13 protein-coding genes, 1 tRNA gene, 1 other RNA gene and 1 pseudogene are annotated in these 16,993 nt (G+C 68.5%); 10 read left to right on the top strand and 6 right to left on the bottom strand.

The window, feature by feature from the left end:
* Window positions 1–12: 12 nt before the first annotated feature.
* Window positions 13–2,592 carry an alpha-amylase family protein gene (locus BW733_RS05110; protein WP_237268305.1) on the bottom strand — a complete coding sequence of 860 codons (2,580 nt, stop codon included), beginning with the start codon at window positions 2,590–2,592 and terminating at the stop codon, window positions 13–15.
* Window positions 2,593–3,324: 732 nt separating this feature from the next.
* Window positions 3,325–3,412 (bottom strand) — tRNA-Ser (locus BW733_RS05105).
* A 123-nt stretch (window positions 3,413–3,535) separates the two neighbouring features.
* Here BW733_RS05105 and BW733_RS05100 point away from each other — a divergent pair.
* Window positions 3,536–4,813 (top strand): integrase catalytic domain-containing protein, encoded by a 1,278-nt coding sequence (locus BW733_RS05100; protein ID WP_152024577.1) that lies wholly within the window; start codon window positions 3,536–3,538, stop codon window positions 4,811–4,813.
* A 149-nt stretch (window positions 4,814–4,962) separates the two neighbouring features.
* On the opposite strand, the gene BW733_RS18550 is transcribed toward BW733_RS05100, so the two are convergent.
* Both BW733_RS18550 and BW733_RS05090 read right to left on the bottom strand, forming a co-directional pair.
* Window positions 4,963–5,982 (bottom strand): L,D-transpeptidase, encoded by a 1,020-nt coding sequence (locus BW733_RS18550; protein WP_237268304.1) that lies wholly within the window; start codon window positions 5,980–5,982, stop codon window positions 4,963–4,965.
* Between the two features lie 238 nt (window positions 5,983–6,220).
* Window positions 6,221–7,201, bottom strand: coding sequence for an asparaginase (locus BW733_RS05090; protein WP_077348522.1), 981 nt, complete (start codon window positions 7,199–7,201; stop codon window positions 6,221–6,223).
* A gap of 214 nt (window positions 7,202–7,415) precedes the next feature.
* Here BW733_RS05090 and ffs point away from each other — a divergent pair.
* The 8 genes and pseudogenes from ffs (at window position 7,416) to BW733_RS05055 (ending at window position 14,650) form a co-directional block, all read left to right on the top strand.
* An RNA gene (gene ffs / locus BW733_RS05085) (signal recognition particle sRNA small type) lies at window positions 7,416–7,512 on the top strand.
* A 119-nt stretch (window positions 7,513–7,631) separates the two neighbouring features.
* A complete protein-coding gene (locus BW733_RS05080) occupies window positions 7,632–9,875 on the top strand; it encodes a DNA polymerase III subunit gamma and tau (RefSeq protein ID WP_077352731.1) in 2,244 nt (747 codons plus the stop codon).
* A gap of 37 nt (window positions 9,876–9,912) precedes the next feature.
* On the top strand, window positions 9,913–10,221 hold the full coding sequence (locus BW733_RS05075; protein WP_077348520.1) for a YbaB/EbfC family nucleoid-associated protein: 309 nt from the start codon (window positions 9,913–9,915) through the stop codon (window positions 10,219–10,221).
* Window positions 10,222–10,234: 13 nt separating this feature from the next.
* Window positions 10,235–10,852, top strand: coding sequence for a recombination mediator RecR (gene recR / locus BW733_RS05070; RefSeq protein ID WP_077348518.1), 618 nt, complete (start codon window positions 10,235–10,237; stop codon window positions 10,850–10,852).
* A gap of 43 nt (window positions 10,853–10,895) precedes the next feature.
* Complete coding sequence (locus tag BW733_RS05065; RefSeq protein WP_077348516.1) at window positions 10,896–11,822, top strand: aminoglycoside phosphotransferase family protein; 927 nt, start codon at window positions 10,896–10,898, stop codon at window positions 11,820–11,822.
* Window positions 11,823–11,976: 154 nt separating this feature from the next.
* A pseudogene (locus BW733_RS05060) lies at window positions 11,977–13,701 on the top strand (HAD-IC family P-type ATPase); the annotation flags it as partial.
* An 85-nt stretch (window positions 13,702–13,786) separates the two neighbouring features.
* Window positions 13,787–14,215, top strand: coding sequence for a cation transporting ATPase C-terminal domain-containing protein (locus tag BW733_RS19685; protein WP_335755096.1), 429 nt, complete (start codon window positions 13,787–13,789; stop codon window positions 14,213–14,215).
* 72 nt (window positions 14,216–14,287) lie between these two features.
* Window positions 14,288–14,650 (top strand): type 1 glutamine amidotransferase family protein, encoded by a 363-nt coding sequence (locus tag BW733_RS05055; protein ID WP_202970288.1) that lies wholly within the window; start codon window positions 14,288–14,290, stop codon window positions 14,648–14,650.
* A gap of 23 nt (window positions 14,651–14,673) precedes the next feature.
* Here BW733_RS05055 and BW733_RS05050 read toward each other — a convergent pair whose 3' ends face one another.
* Both BW733_RS05050 and BW733_RS05045 read right to left on the bottom strand, forming a co-directional pair.
* Window positions 14,674–15,717: a Gfo/Idh/MocA family protein gene (locus tag BW733_RS05050; RefSeq protein WP_077348514.1), complete on the bottom strand. Its 1,044-nt coding sequence runs from the start codon at window positions 15,715–15,717 to the stop codon at window positions 14,674–14,676.
* A 7-nt stretch (window positions 15,718–15,724) separates the two neighbouring features.
* Window positions 15,725–16,210, bottom strand: coding sequence for a MarR family winged helix-turn-helix transcriptional regulator (locus BW733_RS05045; RefSeq protein ID WP_077348512.1), 486 nt, complete (start codon window positions 16,208–16,210; stop codon window positions 15,725–15,727).
* Window positions 16,211–16,370: 160 nt separating this feature from the next.
* Here BW733_RS05045 and BW733_RS05040 point away from each other — a divergent pair, with 160 nt between their 5' ends.
* Window positions 16,371–16,889 carry an SDR family oxidoreductase gene (locus tag BW733_RS05040; protein ID WP_077348510.1) on the top strand — a complete coding sequence of 173 codons (519 nt, stop codon included), beginning with the start codon at window positions 16,371–16,373 and terminating at the stop codon, window positions 16,887–16,889.
* Window positions 16,890–16,993 lie beyond the last annotated feature (104 nt).

The following is a 16,993-nucleotide window of genomic DNA, read 5'->3' as shown; positions in this document are numbered from 1 at the left end:
CCGAACGCAGGGTCAGCCTTGGCTGTCGAGGTCCGTGCCGTCCGCGGTGATGCGGAACGCCCGGGTCGCGAGGTCGGCCTCCAACCGTGCGGTGTGGCCCTCGCGCGACCACTCCAACATCAACATCGAGCCTTCTCCGGACGCCGTCAGCTCGGCATCCCACCCGAACGCCGGGTGGGTGTTGCGGAACCGCAGCAGGTCGATCTGGCGCTGCACAACGGGCCTCGCGAGGCCGGCTTCGAGGTCGTCGGCCGACAGGTTGGTGCGGTTGATCTCCTTGTGCCCGCCCGACCCCGCACGCTCGACGGCGGCCAGGTTGTTCTCGCCGGCGAAGAGGTCGAGGTACCACACCTGCGGCTTGCCCGGCATGAACAGGTGGATCGCCCGGGCCAGCAGCATCGATGCGTCGTCGCAGCCCAGAGCGCTGTAGTACGTGGCGTTGACCTGATAGTAGGTCGCCTTCTGGCCGTGGAGATCCTTCACGTAGCCGCCGCGTCCGCGCACCGTGGCGATCACCGACTCGATCTCGTCGTCGCTGAGCAGGCCCTTGAGGTCGAGCAGCGGAATGCCGTCGTGGCAGCCCAGCATCGACACCGTCTTGATGCCCTTGGCCTGGATGTCGCCGATCCACGCGAGCAGGCGCTCGGCGGAGTGCGTCTCGAGCGCGTGGATCAGCAGCCCGGGCAAGAAGAAGTCGTAGGTGAGGAACCCCTTGGCCGCAATCGTCTCGTGGATGCCCTCCTCGTAGCGGGCGTGGATCTCGGGCAGCAGCTTCACCCCGTGCCGGTCGGCCAACGCCTTCACCTGGTCGAGCAGATCCCACGTACCGGGGTCGTTCAGGAAGTTCTTTTCGCCTGGCTCCTTGGGGGCGTAGGCGAAAGCGTCCAGCCGGACGATTTCGGCGCCGTAGCCCGCGAGCCTGGCCAGGGTGTTGGCGTAGAACGTCCACACCAGGTGCGACTTGATGTTGAGGTCCATCTGTCCCAGGTAGGTGCGCCGCGACTCCACCAGGTCGACCACGGCGTCCCGCCACGCCTCGAAGCCGGTGAAGTCAGCATTCCCGGGGCGTCCGCCGTCCGCGATGGTGGCGTTGACCCGGGTGGCCAACTCGTCGGCCGAGGCGTACTGCAGGCCGGCCGCCATCAGGTCCTGGGCGTCCACGCGGGGGTAGCGGACCTCCTGGTAGAAGGTGTTCCAGAACGGCTTCTCCGACCCGTCGGGCAGACGCACCATCAACAGCGGCAGGCCCGGCTTGCGGAAGAACATGTGCTCGATCAGGTCCGCGCGTGGCTGGATGTAGCCCTCCGGCGTCATCTCGCCGTGACCGGCCCAGAAGGCGTTCCAGTCGATGAAGAAGTCGTTGTAGGGCGACCTCTCGCCGCGGGCCAGGATGTCTTGGAACTGGGGCGACAGCACCGAGGCGTGGTTGAGGATGAAGTCGAACTTCAGGTCGAGCCCCGCAGCGGCCAGCGCCTCGAGGTCGGCGGGCTTCGCCAGAAGGTCGTTCAGCCCGTAGTCGATCACGCTGAAGCCGCGGTCGAGGTCGCTGTTGAACACGCTGGGGAGCAGGTACAGCGACCTGAACGCGCCGGCGACCTCGGGACGCTGCACGAACGCCGCCAGGCCTGCCAGGGTGCCGTCGAGGCTGTCGGGGTAGGCGTTCAGCATGACGCCATCGCGGGGGAGGTGGCGCCCCATCGCCTGCAGGTAGGCGTCGTAGGTGAGCAGTTCGCCCTCTTTCGACAGGATCAGGGACGCCTTGGGTGCCTGCGCGTCCAGCTTGGCCTGCTCCAATCCCAAGACGAGCGTCGTGAAGGGACTGTCGACCGCCCCGTCACGGGCGCGAGCGCGGCGGTGCGCCAGCGTCTGCGCCGGGGTGCTGTTGAGCAGGATGGGCACGTCCACGCCCTCGACGAAGTCGCTGTTGCCGTGGGTCCACTCGATGACGAGCACGCGGGTGCCCGAGACGTCGACCTGGTCATACCACTGGTCGGCCTCGGTGCGCCCCATGCGCTTGAGGGTCAGGGTGTCGGCACCGCCCTTGAAGGCGGCGATGATCGCATTCACCTCGTCGAAGTCGATCTCGTTCGGTGTCCCGAGGTACGCGGCGAGCGCCGTGGAGCCCGCGCCGAGGTAGGTCGGGAGCCAAGGGTGCTCGGCTGCGGCCGCCGGGTCGGCGTCCGTCCCCGCAGCCTGGAGGGAGGAGAGGGCGTTCCGGACGGACGCGTCGTAGGCCCCGGCGTCCACCAGCCCGCGGGCGCCCGCATGGCGGAAGACGCGCAGGCGTTCGGCGTCGTTGACGGAGGGGATCCGGCGCGGGTAGTTGTCGCCCGACAGGATGTAGGCGCCGATGCCGTCCGTGTTGAGCGCGTGGCCGAGCAGCGATCCCAGCTCGGATTTGCCCACGCCCGAGCCGCCGTAGACGGCCACCACGGCGCGTCCCGCGGCCAGGACGGGGTCGAGCTGCTCGCGCAGGGCGGGGTACAGCGTGGCCGCAGCCGCCAGATGCCAATCGGTGATGTGCACCTTGTCCCCCGGCATGTCCCCGGTGGGGATCGAGCTGGGATCGGTGAGCGCGGGGAACAAGGGCACGAGGACTCCTTCGTCGTCTGGTGAACCGCGCCCATTATCCCACCGGGGGGTGTCCCGGTGGGTACAGAACCCGTACGAACGGCTTGCGTTCCCACGCGGGCATTGTCGAGGGTTCACGGGCGATGCGTGGCGCCATGTGGACTACCAAGGAGATCGCCCGTCGGCACCCCAAAGCCTCTGACAAGGCCTTTCGTCTCACACCCCGCGATGCGACCCGGAGATTGGTAGTCCAACGGGCGCTACGTCGCACAGAATCCACGAGTTGTGGTTCCACCTCGGGAACCGGCACATCGTCGTCTGGCGGCGCCGACCATCGCCGCGGGCAGTCAAAGATGGGCATGAGAGCGAGGACATGACCATCGGCCTGGAGGTCGACGCGCCCGCGCACGTCAGCGGCTGATGGGATGTCCACACCAACGGTTGCATGGTGGGTGAGTCACGACCCGTCAGACAGGTGCTCCCGAAACTCGCGGCTCTTCGGGCCGGGCGTCTCCCAGGCCCAGCTGATGGCGGGGCACCGGATGTTCAAGAAATCCGCAGCATCTCGTATCGCCAAGCATTCGGAGTGTGCTTACGGGCTAGGCATTGCAATGAGTCTGCCGTTAAAAGTGGGGCAGGAAGATGCATAGCGTGCCCCGAGTGTGCCCCGAAAGTGCGTCCGGATCGGGGCCCACTCAACAGTAGCCCTAGCTTCCCGGCGATATAAGCCCTAGTCAAAGCGTGATTAGTGCATGGCGGAGGATACGAGATTCGAACTCGTGAGGGCGTGAACCCAACCCGCTTTCCAAGCGAGCGCCATAGGCCTCTAGGCGAATCCTCCGTCGAGAACTGTACCGGAGCCAGCGCCGACGCCCCAAATTGGCGAGTTGACTCACGCTAGATGCCCGCGTAGGTCGATTCGTTGACTCATCTCAACATGCCCGCGTAGCGGCACGCTACGAGGATGGAGTTGACGATGGCCCAGCGCAAAGCGATCACCACGGCCCAGGCGAAGGCATGGACGAAGGCGACCAAGGCGGAGAAGGCCGCGATTCTGGACGCGGTGGTCCAGGTCACCGGCTGGCATCGCGATCATGCCCGCAAGATGCTGCGCCGCGCCGCGACCGGTCAGATGCCCGGGCCCCGCAAACCCCGAGAGGCGATCAGGCGCTACGACACACACGTCACCGAAGCATTGGTGCGGTGCTGGGCCATGCTCGACGGGATCGCCTCGAAACGTCTCGCAGCCGCCTTGCCACGGTTGCTGGCCGCGCTGGAACGCCTCGACCGACTCGACATGAGCGTCGAGGTCCGTGACCAGCTCCTGGCCATGTCACCGGCCACCATGGACCGGCACCTGCAGCCCTACCGCACCGGACTGATCGCTGCCAAAGGCATCGCCCACACCAAACCCGGCTCGTTGTTGAAGTCCTCGATTCCGCTCAAGACCTGGGCCGAGTGGAACGACACCGAACCCGGGTTCATCGAGATCGACCTGGTCGGCCACGAAGGCGGCGACAACAACGGCACCTTCCACTACAGCCTCAACGCCACCGACATCGCCACCGGCTGGACCGAAACCTGCACCGTGCGCTCCAAAGGCGAACGCATCGTGGCCGCCGGCCTCGACCAACTCATCGGCCGGTTCCCGTTCCTGATCCTGGGAATCCACTCCGACAACGGATCCGAGTTCATCAACCACCACCTCTCCCGCTACTGCAACCTGCGCCAGATCACCTTCACCCGCGGCCGACCATCCCACTCCAACGACCAAGCCCACATCGAACAAAAGAACTGGTCAATCGTGCGCCGCGCCGTCGGCTACTGGCGCTACGACACCGCCCACGAACTCGACCTCCTCAACCACCTCTGGCCCGCCTGGAACACCCGAAACAACCTCCTGATGCCCAGCCAGAAACTGATCTCCAAAACCCGCACCGGCGCGAAAGTCACCAAACACCACGACACCGCCACCACACCAGCCGACCGACTCCTACGCGACCACCCCGACACCCTCACCACCAACGAACTCGCCAGCCTGCACCACCAGATCGACACCATCGACCCCATCGCACTCGGCGACCACACCGCCCTGATCCAAGGCAACCTGCTCGACCTCGCAAAACGCCGCGGCACCGTCCAACGACGCACGAAACGCAACCACGTCTACCTCTCCCGCACCAAGCTCAACAAGCGGGCATCCTCAGATGAGTCAACGACTCAAACCAAGCGGGCATCTTGACATGAGGCAACGGGATTGGTGTCTCCGCGCAGGTGCCGCCCGCCCGGTTCGGCGGCTCGGCCGGTCGCCGTCGGAGCGCCGTGAGGCGCGCCCGGACGCGAAAGTGGGGCGCGCCCATCGGACGCGCCCCACTCTCATGCAGGTGTGGATCAGTTGTAGACGATCACCTTGTCGCCGACGCGGGCGGCGTTGAACAGCTTCGCGATGGCAGCCTTGTCGCGCACGTTGACGCAGCCGTGCGAGGAGCCGTTGTAGCCCCGGGCGGCGAAGTCGGCCGAGTAGTGGATGGCCTGGCCGCCGCTGAAGAACATGGCGTAGGGCATCGGCGTCTTGTAGATGCTCGAGACGTGGTCACGGGACTTCCGGTTGACCTGGAAGGAACCGTTGCGGGTCGGGGTCAGCTCGGAGCCGAAGCGGACGTCGACAACCTTCTGGATCTGGCCGTTGATCACCCAGGCCATCTTGCGCTGGCTCTTCGAGACGCAGAACGCGCGACCGGTGAGGCAGCGCTTGTCCAGGCGGAAACCGGACTGCGTGGTCGGGGTGGTGATGATCGGCTGCGGCGCGCTCGGGTAGGGGACGCCGGCGGGCATCGGGGCGGTCGACGGGATCGTCTTGACCCAGGGGGTCTTGTCGGTCTCGAACTTGACGATGCCGTTGAAGGTCCAGACGTTGCTCTTCTGGACGACCTTGCCCTTCTGCAGCGAGGCGGTCGAGGCCTGCGCGTACGAGCGGCAGGCGCCGCGTCCGGTGGCCGCGGTGTCGCACTCGGTGCGCCACTTGCGGCCGTCCTTCGCGGTCCACTTACCCTTGTTGCCGAGCGGATTGCCCTCCCAGGCGGCGCGGGGCGACGGGAGGTAGGTGAGGTTGTTGAACACCCATGCGTTCTGGGTGTACCACTGACCCGACTTCTGGAAGACGGTCGAGGCGTAGATCAGGGTGCGGCAGCGCACCGTGGTCGTGGAGTACATCTCGCAGGAGGTGTACCAGTAGCGGTCGTTGACCTTGTGATAGCCCGGGGTGACGTAGACCGCCTGCTCGGGGGTCAGCTGCGCCGGAGCCTGCTGCACGATGGGCTCAGGGGTGGTCACGGTGTCAGCGTGAGCCCAGGGCGCGACGAGCGCCATTGCCAGTGCAGCTACGGCAGCCGCGATGACCTTCTTGCGCATGGTGGTGGGATCCTCCCTAGCGATGTCTCCGGGCCATCGTAAACCGCCGATCGTTCAGGACGTAATCGTCGCTCCTGTGGCCCCTTTCACCTCCATATACGCGTGACGTGGGGCTGAGGTTGCATCCCTCCCCGAGATTCCTTGCGGAGAGGGCGCTTCGTGGCTGGTGTTCGGCAGGGTCGCCTGCCAGATGTGAGGGGCGAGGCCGGCGCGCGCGGCGGTGCTTCGGCAGCAGTGGTCAGGCGTTGAGGGCGCTCAACGGGTCGAGGAACCCGGGGGCGGCCGAGACGCGGCCGACGACGTCGCCGTGGCCGAGCACCGGATAAGGATCGAGTGCCCGCAGCGCGTCGGTGGCCAGGCCCGAGGCATCGAGGACAGCGACCAGCACGGGCGGGTTTCCCCGATGGTTGCCGTCGGCGATCTTGATGGCGATGCCCGTGCCGTCGGCGAGGCCGATCGCAAAGGCCCCCTCGGCGCCGAGCTTGCAGACGAGACCCGGCACCTCGCGATGGAAGACGAGCTCGTCCCGATCGGTGCCGGACGCGTACTCCGGATGGGCGCGGAACGCATCCGCGACGCGGAGGGCCGCACCGTCGCGCGCCGACGCGAGCCTCCCGAAGGCGATGGCGAGGCCGGTGAGGGTGGTGGCGAAGGCGGGGGCTCCGCAGCCGTCGACGACGGGATCGCCGACCGGCTCCCCGGTGAACTCGGCGATCACCTCGCGCGAGGCGACCTGGAGCGGATGGGTCGGCTCGCGGTAGTCGTCGAGCCGCCAGCCAGCGCGGACGCAGGTGCGCAGCATCCCGGCGTGCTTGCCGGAGCAGTTGTGCGCGACCGCCTCCTTGCCGTGTCCCTCGGCGAGCCACTCGGCCATCGGCTTCTGGCTGAACGGTAGCCCGGGCGTCGTCTGCAGGTCGTCGACGCCGAGACCGGCGCCCTCGAGGATGGTCACGACGGCCTCGCGATGGAACCGCTCGCCCGAGTGTGAGGCCCCGACAAGCGCGAGCTCCGCGCCGTCGAGGTCGAGCCCTGCGCGCAGCATGGCGACCGCCTGGAAGGGCTTCAGCGCTGAGCGGGGGAGCATCGGCGAGGTGACGTCTCCCATAGCGAGCCGGACCCTCCCGTCCGGCCCCGTCACTACGACCGATCCGCGATGCGTGGACTCGAGGTAGTCGCCTCGCCAGACCTCGGCGAGCACGGGTTCGGTGTCGTTGACCATGCGGAAGACCCTAGCCGTGTCCGCTCAGCCGCTCCACGCGCAAGCATCGCGAACCGGTCTGCCAGATGGAAGGCCATCGCGTGATGTGGGCGGCTCGGAATCGCGGCAGGGTCCCCGGGCTGCAGAGGCGGCGCATCGTGATCGGACCCCGGGCTGGGCTCGGGGGAGGGCATCGGCGGTTTCGATGCCACTTCGTCGATGGGCTAGACTTTCCTCAGGTTCCTCGCGCGGCGGTACCTCGCCCAACTCCCCCAGGGTCGGAAGGCAGCAAGGGTAAGTGAGCTCTGCCGGGTGCGCGAGGGGCCCTTTTTCTTTCCCCGTGAGTGTCAGTGCGCTGGAATAGGGTGGACGGGTGGACGAGAACGACCAGGACGAGTACGCCCCGCTCGATGAGGGCCACGGATCCGCCGACCTTCCAGGCTTCGAGCCGATGGACGGCCCGGGCCTCTTCGATGAACCAGGCCTTTTCGACGAGCCGGAGCCCGCGCAGCAGACCGGGCCACGCCTCTTCCAAGGCCAGGTCGATGAGCCATCGGCTGAACCCGAGCCGACGGTGCCGTCCGAGCCAGAAGCGGCCGATAACCTGATCGAGCCCGACGAGGAGCCCCCGGCCCCGCTCATCGAACCCGAGCCCGACGAAGACGAGGCCTTCGCCGAGGCCGATGACGAGACCCTCGTCGAGGCTGCTCCGGCTGCAGCAGCCTCCGCCCCTCGCCCTAAGGCGCCCGAGGCACCGCTTGCGCTCTACCGTCGCTACCGCCCCGACACCTTCGCAGACGTGATCGGGCAGGAGCACGTCACGGTCCCGCTGCAGCGGGCCCTCACCAACAACCGCGTCAACCACGCCTACCTGTTCTCCGGCCCGCGCGGCTGCGGCAAGACAACCTCGGCACGCATCCTCGCGCGCTGCCTCAACTGCGAGCAGGGCCCGACGGCCGATCCGTGCGGTCAGTGCCAGTCCTGTCTCGATCTCGCCCGCGGCGGCCCAGGCTCGATCGACGTGATCGAGATCGACGCGGCATCGCACGGCGGTGTCGACGACGCCCGCGACCTGCGCGAGCGCGCCTACTTCGCGCCGGTGGCGAGCCGGTACAAGATCTACATCATCGACGAGGCTCACATGGTCACGCCGCAGGGCTTCAACGCCCTGCTCAAGCTCGTCGAGGAGCCGCCGCCGCACACGAAGTTCATCTTCGCGACCACGGAACCCGAGAAGGTGATCGGGACCATCCGTTCCCGCACCCACCACTACCCGTTCCGGCTCGTGCCCCCGCGCGTCCTCGGCGACTACCTCACCCACCTCTGCGAGGTCGAGGGCGTGCCGGTAGACCACAGCGCCATCCCGCTCGTCGTGCGGGCCGGCGCCGGGTCGGTGCGTGACTCGCTCTCCGTGCTCGACCAACTGCTCGGCGGCGCGGGCGACGAGGGCGTGAGCCATGACCAGGCAGCTGCTCTTCTCGGCTACACCCCCGACGCGCTGCTCGACGAGATCATGGACGCCTTCGCGGCGGGCGATGCCGCGGGCGTGTTCAAGACCATCGACAAGGTGATCGAGGTCGGCCAGGACCCCCGACGTTTCGCCGAGGACCTGCTGCGCCGCCTGCGCGACCTCGTCATCCTGGCCGCCGTCCCCGAGGCCGCAACCAACGGCATCCTCGACGTCGCCGCCGATCAGGCCCAGCGCCTCCAGACCCAGGTGGCAGGCATGGGGCAGGGGGAACTCACCCGCGCCGCAGAGGTCATCGCCACCGGTCTGACGGAGATGCGTGGCACCACCGCGCCCCGGCTGCACCTCGAGCTGATGTGCTCGCGCGTGCTGTTGCCCGGCGCGGACACCGACGAGCGTGGCCTGCACGCCCGCATGGACAGGCTCGAACGCAGGGTCGGCATGATGGGTGACGGCGCGGCACCGATCGAGCAGTGGACGGACGTCGATCAGCCGCCCGCTGCGTCGCCGCGCCGCAGGCCCGAGACCGCGTCGCGCCCTGACCCGGCCCCCGCCGAGGCTGCACCGCAGCGTCCTGCGGGTGAGGCTCCGCAGCAGCGTCCTGCGGGTGAGGCTCCGCAGCAGCGTCCTGCGGGTGAGGCTCCGCAGCAGCGCGCCGCCGGCGCTCCGCCCGCGGGCACGGCACCGGCAGCGCCCCCCACCCAGGAGGCCCCTCGGCCCCAGGCCACGTCCCGCTCCGGCCAGCTCACGGCGGCCGAGCTGCGCCGCGTCTGGCCGCAGGTGCTCGACGAGGTGAAGCGGCGCCGTCGCTTCACCCACATGCTGCTCAGCCAGCACGCCCAGGTGATCGAGGTCGCCGACGGCGCACTCACGCTCGGCTTCTCGGGCCCTGGCCCGCGCGAGAACTTCGGAGCGGGGGGAAGCGTCGACATCCTCGTCGACTCGCTGATCGAGGTGATCGGCGTCGAGCTCCGCGTCGTCCCGACGGTGACCTCCGGCGAGGCGCCCACCGAGCAGCAGGCTCCGCAGCAGCGCCCCTCGGGCGCCCCGGTCGCCACACCGGAGCCGAGGCCCGAACCCGTCTCGGCACCCACCCCGCCTCCCGCCGTCGAGGCAGAGGTCTCCAATGACGACGAGGTGCTGGACGCCACGCACAACGCGGAGGAACTGCTCAGCAATACCTTCGCCGCCGAGCTCATCTCGGTGCGGGAAACCGAAGAGCGCTGAGGCGCTCCTATGCTTGACCAGACGAACAGGAGAAGAAATGTTTGGTGACTTCGATCTGAACTCCCTCATGCAGCAGGCCCAGAAGATGCAGGACGACCTCGAGCGCGCCCAGGCCGAGCTGGCGGACAAGGAGTACACGGCCTCCGCAGGCGGTGACCTCGTGTCGGTCAAGCTCAGCGGCAAGGGCGACCTGCTCTCTGTCGACATCAAGCCCGAGGCCTGGGATCCGGAGGATCCGGAGACCCTCTCCGCGCTGATCGTCGCCGCGTTCCGTGCCGCGAAGTCCGAGGCCGACGCCGCCATGGCCGCCGCGCTGCCGGAGATGCCCCAGCTTCCGGGAATGTGAGGCTGAACCACCCGTGTATGAAGGGCCGATCCAGGACCTGATCGACGAGCTCAGCAGGCTGCCCGGCATCGGGCCCCGCGGAGCCTCGCGGATCGCGTTCTACCTGCTCGACGCACCTGAGGAGGACGTGTTCGCACTCGCCGACACGCTTCGCAAGGTCAAGGAGTCGTCGCGTTTCTGCGAGGTGTGTTTCAACATCTCGCAGGACGAGCGCTGCCGCGTCTGCCGCGACCCGCGCCGCGACCGGAGCATCCTCTGCGTCGTCGAGGAGTCGAAGGACGTCGTCGCGATCGAACGCACCAACGAGTTCCGGGGTCTCTACCACGTGCTCGGCGGTTCGATCTCGCCGATCGACGGGCGCGGTCCCTCCGATCTGCACACCCGTGAACTGTTCACCCGCCTGGCCGACGGCGAGGTGCAGGAGGTGATCCTGGCCACCGATCCCGACACCCAGGGCGAGGCGACCGCGTCGTACCTGAGCCGCATGCTGCGCGACTTCGGTGTCCGCGTCACCCGGCCCGCGAGTGGGCTGCCCGTCGGCGGAGACCTCGAGTACGCCGATCAGGTGACGCTCGGCCGGGCCTTCGAGGGCAGGCAGACCATGTTCGAACCGAGCACGGCCGGGCTCTGAGCGATCCGTTGCGCTCCAGCGGAGCCCGTGGAAGGAGCCTGGGATGCGTGGCGACGTGATCGTTCCGGCCACGCTCATCGCGACGGTCGCGGGGCGTGAGGCCGATCCCGACTACGGCGTCTCCGGAGGCGAGTGGCTCGCCCAGCTCCCGCGGCGCCTCGACGAGTCGCTCGCAAGGTGGGGGCTCCACGTCGACGGTGCGCCGAGGCACGGAGAGTGCGCGCTCGTCGTGCCCGTCCGCGACGAGGAGCTGACCCCGTTGGCGCTCAAGCTGACCTGGCCGCATGTAGAGGCCGCCCAGGAGCACCTGGCGCTGCGGCTCTGGGACGGTAACGGTGCCGTGCGGCTCGTTTCCGCCGACCCGCACGGGTTCGGGCTGCTGCTGGAACGGCTCGACGCCGACCGTCCCCTCACGCAGGCCCCGATCCTCGAGGCGTGCGAGGTGATCGGTGACCTGATGGGTGAGCTCGATCGGCCGGCGACCCCGCAGTTCCGCACGCTCGCGGCCACCGCCGACGGCTGGACGGACTCGCTGTCGGCGCCGTCCGAGTTCGTGCCGCGAAGGCTGCGGGAGCAGGCGGCCTCGCACCTGGCGGACCTCGTCGGCGGAGCCTCGGGTCGACTGGTGCACGAGGACCTGCACGACGCCAACGTGCTCGGATCGACTCGTCGGACCTGGCTGGCCATCGATCCCAAGCCGGTGTCGGGCGAGTGGGCCTACGCGGTCGCGCCGATCGTGTGGAACCGGCCGGACGCCGCCGCCCGCGCGACCTCGCTTCGCACGCATGCGCGGCTGCGTGCCCAGATCGTCGCCGACGCGGCGGGGCTCGACCTTGAGCGGGTCGGGGCCTGGACGTTCGTGCGGCTCGTGCTCAACGCCGTCTGGGCCGCAAGATACGTCCCCGCCTCGGACGAGTTCCGGGGCAGGATGATCGCGCTGGCGAAGGCCTTCACCGACCCGCTCGACTAGCCGCCCGCGGCCGGGAACCTCGCCTTCGCCTCTCTGATCGCACCGTTTGGCCGACGAACGTTCGCCGGTTCAGCCCAGAGCTGGAGACCCTCCCGATCTACTCGGTGAGATCCTGCTCGCGCTCTTCCGCGGCCTGCACTACGCCTGCGGGTTCATGGTGATCACCACCCTGCTCGGGCTCAACCTGTCCTGGACGGCGCTGCTGGCGGTGCCGGCCGCACTGATCGTCGCCTTCGGGTTCGCCGCCGTCGGCCTCACCGCGACCAGTTATATGAAGGGGTTCCAACACTTCGACCTCGTGTACTTCATCATGTTGCCGATGTCCCTGCTCTCGGCCACCTTCTTCCCGATCGAGGTGTACCCGACGGCGATCCAGTGGGTCATCATGGCCATGCCGCTGTGGCACGGCGTCGACGTCAACGGGGTCCATTCCGTCAGCGAGGCCGTCGACATCCTGCTGCTGGGCGTCTCGCTCGCCGTCGCCGCCGTCCCCGAGGGGCTACCCGCCATCCTCTCGCTCGTGCTCGCCTTCGGCGTGCAGATGCTCGCCGGCCGCAACGCGGTGATGAAGGACCTGCACTCCGTCGAGACCCTCGGCGCCGTCAGCGTGATCTGCTCCGACAAGACCGGAACCCTGACGAAGAACGAGATGACGCTGCGCGAGGTCGTGACGGCGTCGGGGCGCGTGAAGCTGTCGGGAACGGGCTATGAGCCCACCGGCGAGGTGCGCCTCCTAGCCAACAACGACGACGACGTGGTGCAGCGCGTGATCGGTGCGGGTGTGCTGGCCAACAACGCCCAGCTCGGGCAGGTCGACGGCGTCTGGCAGATCCAGGGCGACCCCACCGAGGCCGCCTTCCTCGTCGCCGAGCGCAAGCTCGAGGGCCTGAGCGAGCGCGTCTCCGGCTACCAGCGCGAGGGGGAGGCCCCGTTCGACTCGGAGCGCAAGCTGATGTCGGTGCTCGGCCGCAACCGTGAGCTCGGTGTCACCCGCGTCTTCTCCAAGGGCGCGCCGGACGTGCTGCTGGAGCGCTGCGTCGCGCAACAGGTGGGTGGCGAGACCCGACCGCTCACCGACGGGAGGCGCGACGAGATCGCCCGCTCCATCGTCGAGCTGAGCGAGGAGGGGTTCCGCACGCTCGGGGTTGCCTGGCGGGAAGCGGACGAGACCCCCGAGACGTTCGACGAGGCCGCCGAGCGGGACCTGGTGTGGACCGGCTTCGTCGGGATCATCGATCCACCCCGCGAGGAGGCGGCCTTCGCCATCCGCGAGGCGCACCGGGCGGGGATCCGCACCGTCATGATCACCGGCGACCATCCCGTCACCGCCTCCAAGATCGCCTCCGACCTCGGCATCGTCGAGGGGGAGGGCCGCCCGACGGCCGTCACCGGCCGCGACCTGGACGCGCTCGACGAGGCCGGCTGGCGCAGACGGTCGCAACCAACCTCCGTCTACGCGCGCGTCTCTCCCGAGCACAAGCTGAAGATCGTCGACGCGCTCCAGGCGCAGCAGCAGATCGTCTCGATGACCGGGGACGGGGTCAACGACGCGCCTGCGCTCAAGTCGGCCGACATCGGCATCGCCATGGGCATCACGGGAACGGAGGTGACGAAGGAGGCCGCCGAGATGATCCTCGGCGACGACAACTACTCCACGATCGTCGCGGCCGTGCGCCAGGGCCGGGTCATCTACGACAACATCAAGAAGTTCATCCGCTACCTGCTCAGCTCCAACATGGGCGAGGTCGCCACCGTCTTCCTCGGCGTCGTGCTCGGAGGGGTGATCGAGCTGGCCGATCCAGGCAACCCGGGCGCCACCGTCGTCCCGCTGCTCGCCACCCAGATCCTGTGGATCAACCTGGTCACCGACTCCGGGCCCGCCCTGGCGATGGGCGTCGACCCCGAGATTGACGACGTCATGGCCGGCGGCCACGCGGCTACGACGACCGGATCATCGACACCACATGTGGTCGCGGATCATCGGCGTAGGTCTCGTCATGGGCATCGTCAGCCTCGTGATCTTCGATCTGTCGCTGCCTGGTGGCCTGCTGAGCGGGCTCGAACACCTCGCCCCGGCAGGCGAGGAGTTCGTCGTCGCACGGACCACCGTCTTCACGGCGCTGGTGTTCATGCAGCTGTTCAACGCTTTGAACTCGCGGGCCGACACTGCGAGTGCCTTCGACCATCTGTTCACCAACAAGTGGCTGTGGCTGTCCTTCGCCGCCGTGATCGTCGGCCAGATCCTCGTGGTCGAGGTACCGTTCCTGCAGGGCGCGTTCGGCACGGCCTCGCTCGACCTGCTGCACTGGGCGGTCGCGGTCGGCGCGGGTGTGGTGGTGCTGGCCTTCGAGGAGATCGTCAAGGCCATCCGTCGCTCGCGCGTCGGGCGCTGAGCCTCACGACCAGGTGGGACCCAGCCTGCCTCGACGCTCGTCGCCTGGCTCCTTCAGTTCGACGAACAGGGCGTGGGTCGACGTGTCTCCGACGTTGAGGCCGGAATGGTCCTGGGCGTCGAGCCAGCGCGCCTCGTGCGCGCCGAGCGCCACGTCGCCGGCGTCATCCCCGTGCCGGATCCGGCGGCGGAACCCGACGGAAGCCTGCTCATCGCCGACCGTGCGATGACCGGCTTCACCTGGCGGGAGGAGCAGTTGGCAGGCATGGACAGGCTTGTCCCGTACAACGCGGAGGAGCAGGCGACGGAGCACGGCGCCCGCTACGAGAAGACGAAGCTGCCCTTCGGGTCCTACGCGGTCATCGACGGAAACCTCGTCACGGGGCAGAACCCCGGCTCGGCGGAGAAGGTCGCGGCCCTGCTGGGTACCCGGTAAGGGTCGGCGTGGGTAGCTGAGCCCTAGAGGGTCTCGCCGGGCAGCTCGGATCCGGTCTGTCGGCGCAGCTCGTCCATCGTCTCCATGACGGCAAGGGTCTCGTCCCAGGGGAGCAGGTCCGACTCGAGGCGACCCTCGGCGATCACCGTCGCGAAGTGCGCCGCCTCGTAGCAGAGGCCCATGTGGCCGGTGATCTGCGGAGGGGCAGACTCCACGAAGGAGCCGCCACGGCCGATCAGCTTGATCCGCTGCGGGGCGTAGAAGGCGCCCGGAATCTCGATCCTCGCCTCGGTGCCTGAGATGAGCGCGACCGTCGGCGTCTTCGACGCCAGCGTCGTGTTGACCAGCGACTGGCCTGTCGCGTGATCCGGGTAATCGCTCAGCACCGCGGAGATCTGCCTGTCCACGCCGGTGAAGGCCTTCGTCCCCGCGGCCTGGATCCGGCCGGGGGTGCCGAAGACGAAGTGGCTGAAGGAGACCGGGTAGACGCCAAGGTCGAGCATCGCTCCGCCAGCCTGGGCCGGGTCGAAGAGGCGGAACTGCGGATCCTCGGCGAACCACTGGCCGTGGTCGGCGAAGAGCGTCTCCACGTCGCCGAGTTCACCGTTGGCGAGGAGCTGGCGCACGATGTCGGTCGATGGGAGGAAGCGGGTCCACATCGCCTCCATGACCGCGACGCCTGCCGCGCGCGCGGCGTCGAAGACCTGGCGCGCCTCCGCGGCATTGCGCGTGAAGGCCTTCTCGATCAGAACGGGCTTTCCCTCCTCGATGGCGAGCAGTGCGTTGGCGAGATGCTCACTGTGCGGGGTGGCCACGTAGACGACGTCGACCTGATCGTCGCCGACCAACTCCTCGTAGCTGCCGAAGAAGCGCTCGGCGCCGTGGCGCTCGCCGAAGGCGCGCCCCTTCTCTGCGGAGCGCGAGCCCACGGCGACGAGCCGCTGCCTCGTGGCCTGCAGGGCGCTGATGAATCCGGCTGCGATCCCTCCGGTCCCGAGGACTCCCCAGCGGAGCGGGGGAGCGGCCTTCGGATCGGGGATGCGGGAGGTCGGAAGCGTTCCGGTCATCCGACTATTACAGCGCCTCATCGGGCAGCGCGCCGGGAGGTGGCGCAGGTGAGACGCCCTCGTGCCGGGCAAGCCGTCGCGCAAAGTCGAGCAGAACGGCCACGTCGTCGTCGCCGATGAGCGGGGAGAACTCCTCGCGCAGGGTCTCCTGGTACGCGAGCCTCGCGCGCCGGATACGGTCGAGGCCATCGTCGGTGAGCGAGATCAGTACCTTCCTGGCGTCCTCGTCGCAGGCGCGGCGGGTCACCCAGCCGAGTTCCTCGAGGCGGCGCACGAGGTGGGTCGTCGAGCCGCTGCTGTAGAGGAGGAGGTCGGCCAGTTCGGATGCCGCAAGCTCGTGGTCGGGGGCCTCGAGCAGGTTGTGCAGGGCATCGAACTGCGCGGCCGTCAGGCCGAAATCGTGTGTCAATTCGTGGGTCACGCGCAGCATCATCGAGCGCTGCCCGTACAGAAGGGCGCGCCAGATCTCGAGGCGTGGTTCCAGGTCGGCCATCGTCGTACTCCGAGAATAGAAGGCAAATATCTGTAGTTACAGATAATATGGCCAGTATGCATGACAAGGATCGGACCAAGGTTACGTTCCCTGACCTCAGCGGACGTCGGGTGGTCATTGCGGGCGGGACCGGCGGCGTGGGCGAGGGCATCGTCAAGGCCTGGCTGCAGGCGGGGGCGCCGGTCATCGTCCCCTCGCGGACGCAGGGGCGGGTCGACCAGTTCCTCAGGCCACGGGCGACCTGGAGGGCGACCTGCACTTCGTCGGCGGTGACTACACGAGCTTCGACCCGGCCGCTGAGCTCGCCGATCGGATCATCGCCGAGCACGGGGAGATCACCGACGTGGTCGCCTCGATCGGTGGCTGGTGGCAGGGCAAGGCCCTGTGGGAGGTCGACGAGCAGCATTGGCAGCGCTGGCTCGTCGGGCTCTCCATCGCCCACATGGCGATGGCGCGCGCCTGGATTCCCAGGCTGCCGCAGGGCGGTTCCTCTCTCCTGATCCTCGGCGGTTCCGCCGTGATCCCCGTCCCGGGTGCCTCGCTGATGAACATGGAGCAGGCCTCCCTGCTGATGATGCAGCGCGTGCTCGCGGCCGAGGTGGGCGACCAGCGCAGGATCGGCGCCGAGGTGCTCGGCGCCGTCGCCACGCGCAGCAGGAACTGGGTCGATCCCGACTGAGTGCGCAGAGGAGGCGGGGCTCGTCTCGGTCGCCTTCGCGGCCGACGAGCGCGTCACCGACGCGCAGTTCGGCCTGCGGTCGAAGCGACCCACGCCTCGGGATT

The sequence above is a fragment of the Tessaracoccus flavescens genome (assembly GCF_001998865.1).
In the GTDB taxonomy this organism is placed as follows: domain Bacteria; phylum Actinomycetota; class Actinomycetes; order Propionibacteriales; family Propionibacteriaceae; genus Arachnia; species Arachnia flavescens.
Note: the sequence above shows the minus strand (reverse complement) of the source record. Positions and strands in the feature narration are given on the sequence as shown.

Excerpts from the sequence above, each read along its gene's own strand:
- BW733_RS05100 (WP_152024577.1), top strand. The coding sequence starts at position 3,536 with ATGGAGTTGACGATGGCCCAGCGCAAAGCGATCACCACGGCCCAGGCG.
- BW733_RS18550 (WP_237268304.1), bottom strand. The coding sequence starts at position 5,982 with ATGCGCAAGAAGGTCATCGCGGCTGCCGTAGCTGCACTGGCAATGGCG.
- BW733_RS05090 (WP_077348522.1), bottom strand. The coding sequence starts at position 7,201 with ATGGTCAACGACACCGAACCCGTGCTCGCCGAGGTCTGGCGAGGCGAC.
- BW733_RS05080 (WP_077352731.1), top strand. The coding sequence starts at position 7,632 with ATGGACGGCCCGGGCCTCTTCGATGAACCAGGCCTTTTCGACGAGCCG.
- BW733_RS05075 (WP_077348520.1), top strand. The coding sequence starts at position 9,913 with ATGTTTGGTGACTTCGATCTGAACTCCCTCATGCAGCAGGCCCAGAAG.
- BW733_RS05065 (WP_077348516.1), top strand. The coding sequence starts at position 10,896 with ATGCGTGGCGACGTGATCGTTCCGGCCACGCTCATCGCGACGGTCGCG.
- BW733_RS19685 (WP_335755096.1), top strand. The coding sequence starts at position 13,787 with ATGTGGTCGCGGATCATCGGCGTAGGTCTCGTCATGGGCATCGTCAGC.
- BW733_RS05050 (WP_077348514.1), bottom strand. The coding sequence starts at position 15,717 with ATGACCGGAACGCTTCCGACCTCCCGCATCCCCGATCCGAAGGCCGCT.
- BW733_RS05045 (WP_077348512.1), bottom strand. The coding sequence starts at position 16,210 with ATGGCCGACCTGGAACCACGCCTCGAGATCTGGCGCGCCCTTCTGTAC.